12 protein-coding genes and 1 tRNA gene are annotated in these 13,317 nt (G+C 73.9%); 5 read left to right on the forward strand and 8 right to left on the reverse strand.

What is annotated here, in order from left to right:
- Positions 1-69: 69 nt before the first annotated feature.
- Positions 70-1,632, forward strand: a complete 1,563-nt coding sequence (locus ACVWNX_RS28255) for an APC family permease (RefSeq protein ID WP_454411012.1) — start codon at positions 70-72, stop codon at positions 1,630-1,632.
- A gap of 77 nt (positions 1,633-1,709) precedes the next feature.
- Here the strand turns inward: ACVWNX_RS28255 and ACVWNX_RS28260 are convergent, their stop codons facing one another.
- Both ACVWNX_RS28260 and ACVWNX_RS28265 read right to left on the reverse strand, forming a co-directional pair.
- Positions 1,710-3,107 carry a GntT/GntP/DsdX family permease gene (locus ACVWNX_RS28260; RefSeq protein ID WP_454411013.1) on the reverse strand — a complete coding sequence of 466 codons (1,398 nt, stop codon included), beginning with the start codon at positions 3,105-3,107 and terminating at the stop codon, positions 1,710-1,712.
- A 124-nt stretch (positions 3,108-3,231) separates the two neighbouring features.
- Positions 3,232-3,741: a gluconokinase gene (locus ACVWNX_RS28265; RefSeq protein ID WP_454414974.1), complete on the reverse strand. Its 510-nt coding sequence runs from the start codon at positions 3,739-3,741 to the stop codon at positions 3,232-3,234.
- A 298-nt stretch (positions 3,742-4,039) separates the two neighbouring features.
- On the opposite strand from ACVWNX_RS28265, the gene ACVWNX_RS28270 reads away from it, so the two are divergent.
- Positions 4,040-4,741 (forward strand): FadR/GntR family transcriptional regulator, encoded by a 702-nt coding sequence (locus ACVWNX_RS28270; RefSeq protein WP_454411014.1) that lies wholly within the window; start codon positions 4,040-4,042, stop codon positions 4,739-4,741.
- Positions 4,742-4,931: 190 nt separating this feature from the next.
- Here ACVWNX_RS28270 and ACVWNX_RS28275 read toward each other — a convergent pair whose 3' ends face one another.
- The 3 genes from ACVWNX_RS28275 to ACVWNX_RS28285 form a co-directional block, all read right to left on the reverse strand.
- Entirely contained in the window at positions 4,932-5,387 is a 456-nt protein-coding gene (locus ACVWNX_RS28275) for a YchJ family protein (RefSeq protein WP_454411015.1), read from the reverse strand.
- A 311-nt stretch (positions 5,388-5,698) separates the two neighbouring features.
- Complete coding sequence (locus ACVWNX_RS28280) at positions 5,699-6,163, reverse strand: hypothetical protein (protein WP_454411016.1); 465 nt, start codon at positions 6,161-6,163, stop codon at positions 5,699-5,701.
- A 206-nt stretch (positions 6,164-6,369) separates the two neighbouring features.
- Positions 6,370-6,457 (reverse strand) — tRNA-Leu (locus tag ACVWNX_RS28285).
- Positions 6,458-6,688: 231 nt separating this feature from the next.
- Between ACVWNX_RS28285 and ACVWNX_RS28290 the strand changes: the two genes are divergently transcribed.
- Together ACVWNX_RS28290 and ACVWNX_RS28295 are read left to right on the forward strand one after the other, a co-directional pair.
- The gene (locus tag ACVWNX_RS28290) at positions 6,689-8,023 is read left to right on the forward strand and encodes a M20/M25/M40 family metallo-hydrolase (RefSeq protein ID WP_454411017.1); all 1,335 of its coding nucleotides are present in this window, start codon (positions 6,689-6,691) and stop codon (positions 8,021-8,023) included.
- A gap of 146 nt (positions 8,024-8,169) precedes the next feature.
- A complete protein-coding gene (locus ACVWNX_RS28295) occupies positions 8,170-8,403 on the forward strand; it encodes a chaplin (protein WP_454411018.1) in 234 nt (77 codons plus the stop codon).
- Positions 8,404-8,710: 307 nt separating this feature from the next.
- Here the strand turns inward: ACVWNX_RS28295 and ACVWNX_RS28300 are convergent, their stop codons facing one another.
- Positions 8,711-8,899, reverse strand: coding sequence for a DUF5703 family protein (locus tag ACVWNX_RS28300; protein WP_351242684.1), 189 nt, complete (start codon positions 8,897-8,899; stop codon positions 8,711-8,713).
- A gap of 47 nt (positions 8,900-8,946) precedes the next feature.
- Between ACVWNX_RS28300 and ACVWNX_RS28305 the strand changes: the two genes are divergently transcribed.
- A complete protein-coding gene (locus ACVWNX_RS28305) occupies positions 8,947-9,681 on the forward strand; it encodes a hypothetical protein (RefSeq protein WP_454411019.1) in 735 nt (244 codons plus the stop codon).
- 198 nt (positions 9,682-9,879) lie between these two features.
- On the opposite strand, the gene ACVWNX_RS28310 is transcribed toward ACVWNX_RS28305, so the two are convergent.
- Together ACVWNX_RS28310 and ACVWNX_RS28315 are read right to left on the reverse strand one after the other, a co-directional pair.
- Positions 9,880-12,300, reverse strand: a complete 2,421-nt coding sequence (locus ACVWNX_RS28310) for a helix-hairpin-helix domain-containing protein (RefSeq protein WP_454411020.1) — start codon at positions 12,298-12,300, stop codon at positions 9,880-9,882.
- The gene (locus tag ACVWNX_RS28315; RefSeq protein ID WP_454411021.1) at positions 12,297-13,280 is read right to left on the reverse strand and encodes an aldo/keto reductase; all 984 of its coding nucleotides are present in this window, start codon (positions 13,278-13,280) and stop codon (positions 12,297-12,299) included. Before ACVWNX_RS28315 ends, ACVWNX_RS28310 begins: the two co-directional genes overlap by 4 nt.
- Positions 13,281-13,317 lie beyond the last annotated feature (37 nt).

Raw genomic sequence — 13,317 nt, forward strand, 5'->3', positions numbered from 1 at the left:
CGCCACCGGACCGCACCAGCACCGCCCGCACCACGTCCCGAGGAACCACGCGAAAGGACCATCCCCGCCATGACGACGGGCAGTTCGAGCGACACCAGATCCACCGCCGGCCCCGGCGGCGCCACGACCGGCGGGATCAACACCTTCAAGGGCCACGACCGCGCGCTGCGCGCGGACCGGCTCGGCACGGCGGGCCTGCTGCTCTCCGTGCTCGCCGCGACCGGGCCGCTCATGGTCGTCGCGGGCGTCATGCCCACCACCTTCGGCGTCATGGGCATCGTCGGACAGCCCCTCCTCTTCGTCCTGCTCGGCGTGGTCCTGATCCTCTTCTCCTTCGGATACGCGGAGATGAGCCGTCACGTTCACAACGCCGGCGCTTTCTACGCCTACATCTCGCGCGGCCTCGGCGGCACCGCGGGCGCGGGCGCCGCGTTGGTGGCGCTGGTCGCCTACAGCGCGCTCCAGGTCGGGCTCTACGGACTCTTCGGCTTCGAGGTGTCCCTGCTGGTCAACCACCACTTCGACGTCGACCTCGTCTGGTGGGTCCCGGCCCTGCTGTGCGCCCTGGTGGTCGGGGCCCTGGCCCTGATGAAGATCGACGTCAACGCCCGGGTGCTCGGCGTGCTGCTGCTGATCGAGGTGGCGCTCGTCGTCATCTTCGACGTCGCCGCGCTCTCGGAGCCCGCCAAGGAGGGGGTGTCCCTGGCGGCCTTCAACCCCGACACCCTGACCAGCGCGGGCATCGGCACCGCGCTCTGCTTCTGCATCGCGGCCTTCACCGGCTTCGAGCAGGCGCCCGTCTACGCCGAGGAGACCAGCCGCCCGCAGGTCGTCGTCGCCCGGGTGATGTTCCTCGCCGTCGGCTTCGTCGCGCTGTTCTTCGCCTTCAGCTCCTGGGCGCTGACCGTCGCCGCGGGCCCCGACGGCATCGTCCCCGCCGCCCGGGAGCACTCCGCCGGGCTGCTGTTCCACCTCACCGAGAGCAGGCTGGGCGAGACCTTCGCGGACATCATGCACGTCCTGCTGGTCACCGGGGTCTTCGCCGCGACGCTGAGCTTCCACAACGTCGTCTCCCGCTACGCCTTCGCGATGGGCCGCGAGGGGCTGCTGCCCGCCGCCTTCGGCCGGACCAGCAGCGCCAGCGGCGCCCCCGGCACCGGCGCGCTCCTCCAGAGCGGGATCACCCTGGTGGTGATCCTGCTGTTCGCGCTCACCGACGACAAGCCGGTCGGCGACCCGACCGCGCCGATCCTGCGGCTGTTCACCTGGATGGGCAACATGGGGGCCTTCGGCGTCATCCTGCTGATGGCCACCGCCTCCCTCGCGGTGATCGTCTTCTTCGTCCGCCGGGGCGCCGCCCGGGTCCAGCTGTGGCGGCTGATCGCCTCCGGGATCGCGGGCGCGGCCCTGCTGGTCATCGCCGGGTACACGGTCAAGGACTTCGACGTCCTGGTCGGCGCGGGCGCCGACTCCGCGCTGCGCTGGGTGCTCCCCGGAGTGATCGCCCTCGCGGCCGTCGTCGGAGTGGTCCTCGGCGCGGTCCTGAAGAAGCGCGCTCCCGAGACCCACGCCCGGATCGGCCTCGGCAACGAGGCGTTCCAGCTGGAGAAGGCCGCCGAGGGCGGTTCCTGACCCCGGCGTCGCCGAAGGACGCGGGAGGGGGCGGTCGCCGTACGGCGACCGCCCCCTCCCGCGTCGTGCGACCCGTTCTAGATCACCAAGGACAGCAGCAGGACCACCGCTCCGGCGACGACCGAGATCACGGTCTCCATCAGCGACCAGGTCTTGATCGTCTGACCGACGCTCATCCCGAAGTACTCCTTCACCAGCCAGAAACCGGCGTCGTTCACATGGCTGAAGAAGAGGGAGCCCGCGCCGATCGCGAGGACCAGCAGCGCCAGATGGGTGCTGGACATGTCGGCGGCCAGCGGGGCGACCAGACCTGCGGCGGACACCGTCGCGACCGTCGCGGAACCCGTGGCGAGCCGGATGACCACGGCGATCAGCCAGGCGAGCAGCAGGGCCGGGATCGACCAGCTCTCGGAGATCTCCAGGACCATCTGGCCCACCCCGGAGTCGATCAGCGTCTGCTTGAAGCCGCCACCGGCGCCGACGATCAGCAGCACACCGGCGATCGGGCCGAGGGACTTCTCGACGGTCGTCGACAGCCGTCCCTTGGTGAACCCGGCGGCCCGTCCCAGCGTGAACATGCCGACGATGACCGCGGCGAGCAGCGCCATCAGCGGCGAGCCGATCACGTCGAAGACCCGCTGCACCGTGTTGGTGGGGTCGTCGACGATGATCTCGACGAGCGCGCTGCCGAGCATCAGCACCACCGGCAGCAGCACGGTGAAGACGGTGGCGCCGAAGCCGGGGCGCTTCTCCAGTTCCTCGGAGGGGCGCGCGGGGATCATGTTCTCCGGCACCGGGACGTCCACCCAGCGGGCGGCGTACCGGGCGAAGACCGGACCGGCGATGATCACGGTCGGGATGGAGACCAGGACGCCCAGCGCCAGGGTCAGCCCCAGGTTCGCCTGCACCGCGTCGATCGCCACCAGCGGACCGGGGTGCGGCGGGATCAGGCCGTGCATCACGGAGAGACCGGCGAGCGCGGGGATGCCGATCCGCATCAGCGAGTAGTCGCCGCGCTTGGCGACCATCAGCACCACGGGGATCAGCAGCACGATGCCGACCTCGAAGAAGAGCGGCAGACCGATCACCGAGGCGATCAGCACCATGGCCCAGGGCATGGCGCGCCCGCTGGCCCGGGCCAGGATCGTGTCCACGATCTGGTCGGCGCCGCCGGAGTCCGCGAGCAGCTTGCCGAGGATCGCGCCCAGCGCGATCAGCACGCCCACTCCGGCCACCGTGCTGCCGAGACCGGTGGTGAAGCTCGGGATCACCTTGTCCAGCGGCGCCCCGGCGAAGGCGCCGAGGGCGAGCGAACCGATGGTCAGCGCGAGGAACGCGTGGACCTTGAACTTGGTGATGAGCAGCACGATGACGGCGATGCCCGCGAGCACGGCCACCCCGAGCTGGGCGTGGCCCGCTGAGGTGATCGGCTCCGCGGGGGCCGCTGCCAGCATCTCGACGCTGAGTCTGGTCACGGTCGGTTTCCTTGGGTGCTAGGTCGTACGTCCTCGGGGACGCACGGGTGAGGTGTCGGGAGGCTGTGGGGGTGTGCCGCGCGGGGGGCGGTCCGACGGGCGCGCGGCGGGCCCGGCGGCCGGGTCAGCCGGTGGGGCCGGGGACCGACGGGGCTCCGTACCGCGCGGCGAGCGCGGTGACGGCCCGGTCGGTGATCGCCCCGGGGTCGCCCGCGACGTCCACGTCCACGCCCGCCTCGTCCGGCTCCAGCGGCTGGAGGGTGGCGAACTGGGAGTCCAGCAGGGCGGTGGGCATGAAGTGGCCCTCGCGGTGGGACATCCGCTCCTCGATCAGCGTCCGGTCCCCGGTGAGGTGGACGAACAGCAGCCCGGGCGCGGCGGCGCGCAGCCGGTCGCGGTAGCTCCGCTTGAGCGCCGAACTGCTGACCACCCCGCCGTGTCCGGCGCGGCCCGTGGCCCACGCCCCGATCGAGTCCAGCCAGGGCAGCCGGTCCTCGTCGGTGAGCGGGGTGCCCGCGGTCATCTTGGCGATGTTCGCGGCCGGGTGGAAGTCGTCGCCCTCGGCGTACGGAACGCCGAGCCGGTCCGCGAGCAGCGGGCCGATCGTCGTCTTCCCGGTCCCCGCCACGCCCATGACCACGATGACATGGGGCGTCGGAGCTGTGTTCGTCACGTCAGGAGTCCTTGTTGTCGGTCGGCGGCCGAGACGGTCCGGACCGCCCGGAGGTCAGGGGCGGCCCGGGGGCGGGATCGCCCTCTCGGGTCGGCGGCGGCCCGGGTCCTCGGGCGCCGTCGCAGGGACGTGACGTCTGGGTGTCACGACACCGAACGACACTGAAACTCATAAGGTCTGATGAATTCAAGTGGGGGTGATGTAAAAGTCTGACTTTTCGAGTTCGTGGACGGGTGCAGCAGCTCGTAGGCTGAGCGCCATGACCTCACCGGGCCGCGGCCTGCACGCCCATGTCCTCGACACCCTCGGCCCGGCGATCACCGCGGGCGAGTACCCGCCGGGCAGCGTGCTGCGCACCGACGAGCTGGCCCAGCGCTTCGAGGTGTCCCGCTCGGTGATGCGGGAGGCCGTCCGGGTGCTGGAGTCGATGCGGCTGGTGGAGTCCCGCCGCCGGGTCGGCGTCACCGTCCGCCCCACCCCGGAGTGGAACGTCTACGACCCCCAGGTCATCCGCTGGCGCCTGGCCGGGGCCGACCGGCCCCGTCAGCTCCGCTCGCTGACCGTCCTCAGGTCCGCCGTGGAACCGGTCGCCGCCGGGCTCGCCGCCCGCCAGGCCACCGCCGAACAGTGCGCCGCGCTCACCGAGTGCGCCCTCGGCATGGTCGCCACCTCCCGGGGCCGCCAGCTGGAGGCGTACCTCGTCCATGACATCGCGTTCCACCGGATCGTCCTCAACGCCTCCGGCAACGAGATGTTCGCCCGCCTCGGCGACGTCGTCGCCGAGGTCCTCACCGGACGCACCCACCACCAGGTCATGTTCGAGGACCCCGACCCGGCGGCCGTCACCCTGCACGTCCAGGTCGCCGAGGCGGTCCGGGAGTCGGACGCGGCCCGCGCCGAGGAGCTGACCCGGCAGATCGCCGTCGGCGCGCTGAGGGAACTGGACGTCCTGGCCCCCTGACGCCCGCCGTCCGGGACGGCGGGAGCGGCACCCGCCCGGCCCTCCCGGCGGCGGAGCCCCGGCGACGGGCCCGGAAACCGAACGGGGAAGCCCGGAAGCGACGGAGGCCGGAGTCCGGGAGCGCCGGGAACGGGCTGGGGACGGGTCCGGCTCCCGCGTCGGCCCCGCGCTCAGCCGGTCCCGTCGTCGCTCAGCCGGTCCCGTCGTCGGGGAAGACCCCGTCCACGTACACCCAGGACCCGTCCACCCGGCGGAACGCGCTCCGCTCGACCATCGCCCCGGCCCGCCCGCCGTCCGCGTACGCGGCCCGGAACGTCACCGTCCCCCGCTGGTGGAAGGCCGATCCCTCGGCGACGCCGATGATCTCCAGCCCGGTCCAGCGCGGCCCCTCCGAGGGGTCCAGCGCCGGGGGCCGGGTCGACGGGTCCCAGGTCCGCAGCAGATAACCGGCGTCCCCGACGACGTAGGCCGCGTACCGCGAGCGCATCAGCGCCTCGGCCGTCGGCGCGGCGGCCTCGCCCCGGTGGAACCGCCCGCAGCACCGCGCGTACGGCTCGCCCGTGCCGCACGGGCACGCCACGGGCGGACCGGGGGAACGGGAGCTCCGCGCGGAACGGGAACCGGGACGGGGGGTGCGTCGGGCCATGCCCGCCATTGTGCCGCAGCGCTCCCGTCCCACCTCCCGCCCGCGTCCCCACGGAACCCGGCGGGCCCACGGCGTCGGACACCCGACGGCGGCCCCACGCTCCCGTCCGCGTGGTACCGGCAACGTCAACGGCGACTGGCTGCCGAGGAGTTCGCTGTACACCGAGGTGATCGAGGCCGAGTTCCGCGGCCGGCCCCCGGCGGACCGGGCACGGTCACGGAGGGGATGCCGGAGGCCCGGGCGCAGGTACGGGACGCGACGGCGCCGCCGGTCCGGCGGCCGTGCGCCCGGTCCCGCTGGGGCCGTCCCGGTCAGACGTGGGTCCTGACCTGCTTCACCGGGTGGCCGAGCGCGTCGCCGAGGGCGGCCAGTTCGCCCTTGTCGAACCAGTCGCGTGCGGGGTTCCAGACGGCGATCTCGAAGCGGGCGAAGCCGTACGGCCCGCCGTAGTCCAGTACGTCGAGCGAGGTGGCGGTGGAACAGCAGGGCACGTCCACGGCCAGGGTGGCGAAGCCGTCCTCATGGCTGTCCAGCAGGTCGGCGTACCACTCGGTGTCGATCGAGGCGCCGCAGTGGGGGCAGCCGATCCGTTCCAGACCGTCGCCACCGCCGACGGGGGCGAGCGCGTCGTGCCAGAGGACCTCGACCTCGGCCTCCACGCCGTCGGGCACTCCGGGGGCCAGGTCCCCGGCGAGCGCGGCGGTCCGCTCGGCCGCGGCCCGGCCGGGCCGCCACTGGTGATCGGTCGGGACGATCGACAGGACGTCGTCGCTCATGGGTTCGCTCGATTCGTGGGACGCGGACGTCCGGCGGGACGCCGTGATCGTGGGACGGTGCGACGGGTCGGCCGCCTCGGGTGCCGACCGACCCGACGGGCGTCATCGGCCCGACGGGGAAGTCCGGCCGGGAAGCCCGGCGGCCGACCGCCGGTCGCGGCATCGTCCGGAAAACAGAAGAACCCCAGATCGACTGGGGTTCCCGTTGGTGTCCGAGGGGGGACTTGAACCCCCACGCCCGATAAAGGGCACTAGCACCTCAAGCTAGCGCGTCTGCCATTCCGCCACCCGGACCGGTGGTCTGTCGCGGTTTCCCGCGGCGACGTGGGAAACCATAGCAAAGAATCCGGCTCTCTGATCACGCCCGCCGCCCCGCCCCGGGGCCCGCGCGGCCCACCCGTCGCGGGGGCGCGCGGCGGAGCGCGTGAACGGCGTGTGTCGGGCGGGGACCGCCCTTGGGGGGTGACGGGGTCCGGGGGGAGGATGGCGGGGAACCGCAGGCAGCGACAGCTGGGAGGAACCGCCGTGAGCGAGGCGAACAGGGCCGCCGGAGCCCGGGCCGTGACCGGACAGGACGAGGTCGCCGACCTCTGTCGTGACCTCATCCGGATCGACACGAGCAATTACGGCGACCACTCCGGTCCCGGTGAGCGCAAGGCGGCGGAGTACGTCGCGGAGAAGCTGGCCGAGGTCGGGCTGGAGCCCCGGATCATCGAGTCCCACCCCGGCCGGGCCTCCACGGTCGCCCGGATCGAGGGCGAGGACCCGTCCCGTCCGGCGCTGCTCATCCACGGGCACACCGACGTGGTGCCCGCGAACGCCGCCGACTGGACCCACCACCCGTTCTCCGGCGAGATCGCGGACGGGTGCGTCTGGGGGCGGGGCGCCGTCGACATGAAGGACATGGACGCGATGACCCTCGCGGTCGTCCGCGACCGGCTGCGCGAGGGCCGCAAGCCGCCCCGGGACATCGTGCTGGCCTTCCTCGCGGACGAGGAGGCGGGCGGCACCTACGGCGCGCGGCACCTGGTCGACAAGCACCCCGACCTCTTCGAGGGCGTCACCGAGGCGATCGGCGAGGTCGGCGGCTTCTCCTTCACCGTCAACGAGAAGCTGCGGCTGTACCTGGTGGAGACCGCCCAGAAGGGCATGCACTGGATGCGGCTCACCGTCGAGGGCACGGCCGGCCACGGCTCCATGACCAACGACGACAACGCCATCACCGAACTGTGCGAGGCCGTGGGACGGCTCGGCCGCCACCAGTGGCCGGTGCGGGTCACCAAGACGGTGCGTTCGTTCCTCGACGAGCTGTCCGACGCGCTCGGCACCCCGCTGGACCCGGAAGACATGGACGGCACGCTCGCCAAGCTCGGCGGCATCGCCAAGATGGTGGGCGCGACCCTGCGCAACTCCGCGGCGCCCACCATGCTCGGCGCCGGGTACAAGGTCAACGTCATCCCCGGCGAGGCCACCGCCCATGTGGACGGCCGCTTCCTGCCGGGCCACGAGGAGGAGTTCCTCGCCGACCTGGACCGCATCCTGGGCCCCCGGGTCCGCCGGGAGGACGTGCACGGCGACCGGGCGCTGGAGACCAGCTTCGACGGCGACCTGGTGGACGCGATGCAGACCGCCCTGAGGGCCGAGGACCCCATCGCCCGGGCCGTCCCGTACATGCTCTCCGGCGGGACCGACGCCAAGTCCTTCGACGACCTCGGCATCCGCTGCTTCGGGTTCGCCCCGCTGCAACTGCCGCCGGAGCTGGACTTCGCGGGCATGTTCCACGGAGTGGACGAGCGGGTGCCGGTGGACGGCCTCCGGTTCGGCGTCCGGGTGCTGGACCGGTTCATCGACGCCTCCTGAGCGCCGCCGGGGGCCGGAATCGACCGTCTGTGCGTGCCCGACTGGAACGGGTGAATCCGAAGATACGCTCGTAGCTCCATTGCCTCCCCCTCGTTACTGGTCATGCGGCCCGAGGCTTGGGCCGCACTGCCCAACAAGGAGGAACAATGATCAAGAAGGTCGTCGCCGTCGCGGCCGCCGCCGGTGGCCTCATGCTCGCGGGCGCGGGTCTCGCCACCGCCGACGCGGGCGCCCAGGGTGCCGCCGTCGGTTCCCCCGGCGTGCTCTCCGGCAACGTCGTCCAGGTGCCGGTCCACATCCCGGTGAACGTCTGCGGCAACACCGTCAACGTGATCGGGCTGCTGAACCCCGCCTTCGGCAACACCTGCGTCAACGGCTGACGCCACGCCTTCCCCGAGGCCCTGAGGTACCGGCCCCGGAGCGCGACCCGCGCGTTCCGGGGCCGTCGTGTCGTCCGGATAGAGGCGCCGGGGCGTGAACGCGCCCGGCCCGGCGCCCGCTCCGGCGCGCGCTCCCGCCCGCCCGGAGGTGGACTTGCCTGTGGATCACAAACGGCCATTCCCCGGGTCGCGCGGGGGAGACGACGGCCGGATCCGCATGGTGTCGGCACTCCCCGGCCCACGACTGTCCGTCACGGCGGAGGGGGTCCCGCCCGGGCGGGACCCCCTCCATCCGGGCCGTGGCCCCTCACCAGGTGGCGCGCAACTGGCGGATGATCCGCCGCCGCAGCCGCACCCGGCGGCTTCCGTCGGGATTGAGACGCAGCCGCTCCAACTCCCAGTGTCCGTACTCTGCGTGGTCGGTCAACAGGCGGGTGGTGTCCTTGCGGGTCACCCCGCGCGGAACGTACACGTCGACAAATTCGTATTCCGGCATCGCATCTATTGTGCGGGCACCGGCCTGGTACGGATAGCGTCTGCACTATGTCTGATGCTGCGCAGCCCACGGTTGCCGAGGTACGCGCCGCCGCCGAGGCGGTGAAGGCCGCTCTGGACCGCCACCTCGTGGCGGTCGAGAACCGGTCGGGTGAGGACGACCCGGCCGTCTACGAGGCGTTCAACGAGCTGGCGGTGGCGGCCGAGGAGTACGACGAGCTGCTCTACGACCGCTACGACGAGGTCACCCCCTTCGAGATCCCCGCCGCGGAGGACGCCCTGCCGCCGTACACGGGGCCCGAGGAACCGAACGCGCTCAGCGTGCTCATCCGGCGGGACTACGCCGTGGTGGAACCCCAGCGCCTGATGGCCCAGGCCCAGCGGGTGGAGGCGGCCGAGGCGGACGGGGCGCCGCTCGCCGACACGGTGGGCGCCACCGTGCACGGCGCGCTCGGCGTCCTCTTCGGGGAGTTCGAACCCGACGAGATCGCCTCCCGGCACAAGGAGTTCGGGCTGGAGGAGGGCGACTCCACCCTCTGGGTGACCGCCGCCGACGAGCCCGCCGACCCGGGGGAGTGGCTGGAAAGCCCCTTCGACCAGGCCGATCCGCAACGGGTGGTCTGCCGCTTCGACGTCAGCGCCGTGTTCGACGACGACGCGGACGTCGACGTGGACGACGATGACGACGGCACCGATGTCGACGTGGACGACGACGGCGTGGACGTCGACGACGCGGACCACGTGGACCACGCCCACGGGCCCGACGAGACGGACGACGACTAGGACGGGCACCGGAGGGCGTGGCGGAGGGGCGCGCCGGACGGGCTTCCGGCACGGGCTCCCAGCACGGACGACGGAAACGGACGACGCGGAAACACCACGACCGGGGTAACGGCGACGGCTCGGACCGTCCGCCGGTGCCCCGGTCCCGGCTTTCCGGCGGCCCCCGCGTTCAGCGGGGAGGCCGCCGTCGTCCGTCCGTCATCCGGCGGCGGCCGGGACCTGCGCCCGCAGCAGCGCCGCCAGCCGGGTCGTCCGGGGCCGTGGCGCGCCCTCCGCGACGGCGCGCGGCAGCGCCTGTTCCACCCCGTGCACCACGGACAGGTGCCGTTCCCCGCGCCCGAACGCGGTGTACACCCACGCCCGGTCCAGGCTCCCCGCGGCGTCCCCGGGCAGCACCACCACCGCCGCGGGCCAGTGCCGTCCCACCGCCTGGTGCGCGGTCATCGCCCAGCCGTGCCGCACCGTCCGCTCCACCCGCTCCCGGGGCACCAGCACGGGCGAGCCGTCGCACTCCAGCCGCAGGCCCTCGGCGTCCGCGCCCACGACCCGCCCCGGAGCGGACCGTCCCGGGGCCGGGGACCAGACGATCCGGTCGCCCGGGTCGAAGCCGCCGAAGCGGCCCGGTCCGGGGTTGAGACGTTCCTTCAGGGCGGTGTTCAGCGCGCGGGTGCCCGCGGCGCCGCCGTGGCCTGGGGTGATCACCTGGGTGTCGCCGGGCGCCACTGAGAAGGCCCGGGGCACCGAGTCCGCGATCAGCTGGACCGTGCGGTGCACCGCTTCCCCGGCGTCCCGGACCGGCACGATGACGACCTCCTTGCCGGGGGCCGCCACCTGGTTCAGCTCGCCGAAGGCGACCCCGCTGGTCAGCTCGCCGATCGGGCCCGGGTCGGGGGTCCGGGAGGCGATGTGGGGACAGGCCCGGGCGGCCAGCAGATCGGCGAAGACCCGGCCCGGTCCGGCCGACCACAGCACGGCCGGGTCACCGCTCAGCACCAGTCGCGCCCCGTCCGGCAGGGACTCCACCAGCGTCGCCGCGGTCTCCACGTCGAGCTGCGGGGCGTCCAGCACCACGAGCAGGTCCACGGCCAGCGCGCCCTCGGCGTCCCGGCCCGGTCCCTCCGTCCCGGACAGCAGTCCCGCGACCGTCACCACGACGTCCTCGGGCGGCGCCGTGCCGTCCGTGGTCAGCCGGGCGGCGAACCGGTCCCGTCCCCCGGTCGTGTGACACGCCGCCACCACCCGGCGGCCCGCCGCGAGCGCGGTGCCGACCAGGACCGCGACCTCGCCACGGGCCGCCTCCCCGCCGGTGTGCAGCACCAGGGGGTGCGCCGCCGAGGCCCGGACCAGCTCGGACGCCCGGCCGTCCGGTCCGTCGTCCGTCCCGGCCGGGACGTTCAGCAGCCGGGCGAGCCCGTCCGCGAGGCTCTCCTCGGCCAGCGCGTAGCGCTCCAGCCCGATCAGCACCCGCACCGGACGACCGGGGGCCTCCCCGTCCTCGTCGCCCTCCCCGGTTCCGTTCCCGTCCTCGTCCGGCTTTCCGGCAGCGGACGTGCCGGTGTCCTCCGGGGCGTCCTGGAAGGCCAGCGCCTCGCCCTCGGCGAGGGCGCTCTGCACGGCCGCGCCGGGGTCGGGCACCGACCGCTGGGCGAGGGCCCCGCTCAGCGCGGCGGAGTCCAGCGCGGTGTGTCCGGCGAGGGCGGCCTGTCCCAGCAGCCAGACGGTGAGGGCCCGGCCGCGCCGCTCGTCGTCGGGACCGCACCCGGGCCCCAGCGACGCCCGCGCGAAGCCGTCGGCCTGCTCGGGCCGGACGCCCGGCACCCTCAACAGCAGCCAGGGGTCCTCGCGCAGCCGCTCCGCCGCGTCCTCCCCGAGGGCCGTGGCGACCTGGTCGGCCAGGGTCTCCGGGGCGCCGCCCCCGGCCAGCACCGCGCGGACGGCGGCCGTGGCGGCGGGCGGGGGCTCCACGGCCGTCGCGGCCGGGGCGGGGGTCCGGGGACGCGGGGGCGCGGCGGCCGGTCCGGGGGCCCGGGGGGCCGGGGCGGGCGCGGTGAACGTCCGCGCGGGCTTCTCGCCGCTCTCCACGGCCCGGACGGCCGCCAGCAGTTCGGCCGCGGTGCCGCTCAGCTTGGCGCCGCTGTCGACCGGACCGTCCCGTTCGGCCTTCCGCCGCTCGATCCGTTCCCGGAGCTCCCGCTGGGCCGCCAGCTCCGCCTGGGCCTCCGAAGGTCCGGGGGCCGGGTCCGCGCCTTCCGGGGACGGTTCCGTCGTCCCCGCCGGGCTCACGCCTTCGTCGCTGTCGCTGTCGCTGTCGCTGTCGCTGTCGTCGGTGGCGGGTGCGGCGAGGGCGCCGTCCGCCCCGCCCGCCTCATCCGCCTCGTCCGGCCCGTCAGCCCCGCCGACGACCTCGTCGGCGTCGTCCACGCCGCCGTCGGCACCGTCCTCGGTGCCGCGCCCGGTGCCGTCCGCCTCCGGGGCGTCGTCCGCGTCGGCCGGGGTGCTGTCCGGGAGCCCCTCGGGGGCCGTCGGCTCCGCGCCGTCGGGGGCGTTCCCGGCCACCGCCCCGTCCCCGGGGCCCTCGGCCTCCGGGCCGGGCGCCTCGGCTTCAGAGTGCGTGCTCACAACGTGCTCCAGTCCTGGTCGGGATAGCGGTGGACGGGCGCCGACACATCGTCGAGGGCCCGGCAGATCTCGTCCGGAAGACTAAGCGTCTCCACTGACAGCGCCGCGTTGAGCTGCCGCGCGTTGCGCGGACCGATGACCGGGGCGGTCACCCCGGGGCGGTCCCGCACCCAGGCGAGGGCCACCTGGAGCGGGGTGACGGCGAGCCCGTCCGCCGCCGTCACCAGGGCGTCGACGATCCGGCCGCCCTCGTTGTCCAGATAGGGCTCGACGAACAGGGAGAGGTGCTCGGAGGCGCCGCGCGAGTCCGGGGGAGTGGCGTCGCGGTACTTCCCGGTGAGCACGCCGCGGCCCAGCGGGGAGGACGGCATCAGCCCGATGCCCAGGTCGATCGCGGCGGGCAGCACCTCGCGCTCCACCCCCCGCTGGAGCAGGGAGTACTCCATCTGGGTGCTGGCCAGCCGGGCGCGGGTGCCGGGCGCGGCGAGCTGCCAGGTGGCGGCCTTCGCGAGCTGCCAGCCGCAGAAGTTGGAGACCCCCGCGTACCGGGCGCGTCCGCTGCTGACGGCGATGTCGAGGGCCTGGAGGGTCTCCTCCAGCGGGGTCGTCGGGTCGAAGGCGTGCAACTGCCACAGGTCGACGTGGTCCGTGCCGAGCCGGGCCAGCGAGGCGTCGAGGGCGCTCAGCAGATGTCCGCGCGAGCCGTCGAAGCGCCGGTCCGGATCGGGCACGCTGCCCGCCTTCGTCGCGATCACCAGGTCCCGTCGGGGGACGAGCCGTTCTATCAGCTGCCCCAGCAGGTACTCGGCTTCCCCGCCGCCGTACACGTCCGCGGTGTCGACGAGGGTGCCCCCCGCCTCCCAGAAGGTCTTCAACAGGTCGGCGGCGTCGCTCTCGTCGGTGTCGCGGCCCCAGGTCAGGGTGCCGAGGCCGATGCGGGACACACGCAGGCCGGTGCGGCCGAGATACCTCTGCTCCATGGGCGTTGACATTACTGGCCGGAAGTCCACGGGCGTG

This window comes from Streptomyces sp. JNUCC 64 (genome assembly GCF_054484115.1).

What these genes read in the sequence shown, in the direction of transcription:
- ACVWNX_RS28265 (WP_454414974.1), bottom strand. Translation starts at nt 3,741, where the DNA reads ATGGGCGTGGCGGGGACCGGGAAGACGACGATCGGCCCGCTGCTCGCG.
- ACVWNX_RS28295 (WP_454411018.1), top strand. Translation starts at nt 8,170, where the DNA reads ATGATCAAGAAGGTCGTCGCCGTCGCGGCCGCCGCCGGTGGCCTCATG.
- ACVWNX_RS28255 (WP_454411012.1), top strand. Translation starts at nt 70, where the DNA reads ATGACGACGGGCAGTTCGAGCGACACCAGATCCACCGCCGGCCCCGGC.
- ACVWNX_RS28315 (WP_454411021.1), bottom strand. Translation starts at nt 13,280, where the DNA reads ATGGAGCAGAGGTATCTCGGCCGCACCGGCCTGCGTGTGTCCCGCATC.
- ACVWNX_RS28280 (WP_454411016.1), bottom strand. Translation starts at nt 6,163, where the DNA reads ATGAGCGACGACGTCCTGTCGATCGTCCCGACCGATCACCAGTGGCGG.
- ACVWNX_RS28305 (WP_454411019.1), top strand. Translation starts at nt 8,947, where the DNA reads ATGTCTGATGCTGCGCAGCCCACGGTTGCCGAGGTACGCGCCGCCGCC.
- ACVWNX_RS28270 (WP_454411014.1), top strand. Translation starts at nt 4,040, where the DNA reads ATGACCTCACCGGGCCGCGGCCTGCACGCCCATGTCCTCGACACCCTC.
- ACVWNX_RS28275 (WP_454411015.1), bottom strand. Translation starts at nt 5,387, where the DNA reads ATGGCCCGACGCACCCCCCGTCCCGGTTCCCGTTCCGCGCGGAGCTCC.
- ACVWNX_RS28300 (WP_351242684.1), bottom strand. Translation starts at nt 8,899, where the DNA reads ATGCCGGAATACGAATTTGTCGACGTGTACGTTCCGCGCGGGGTGACC.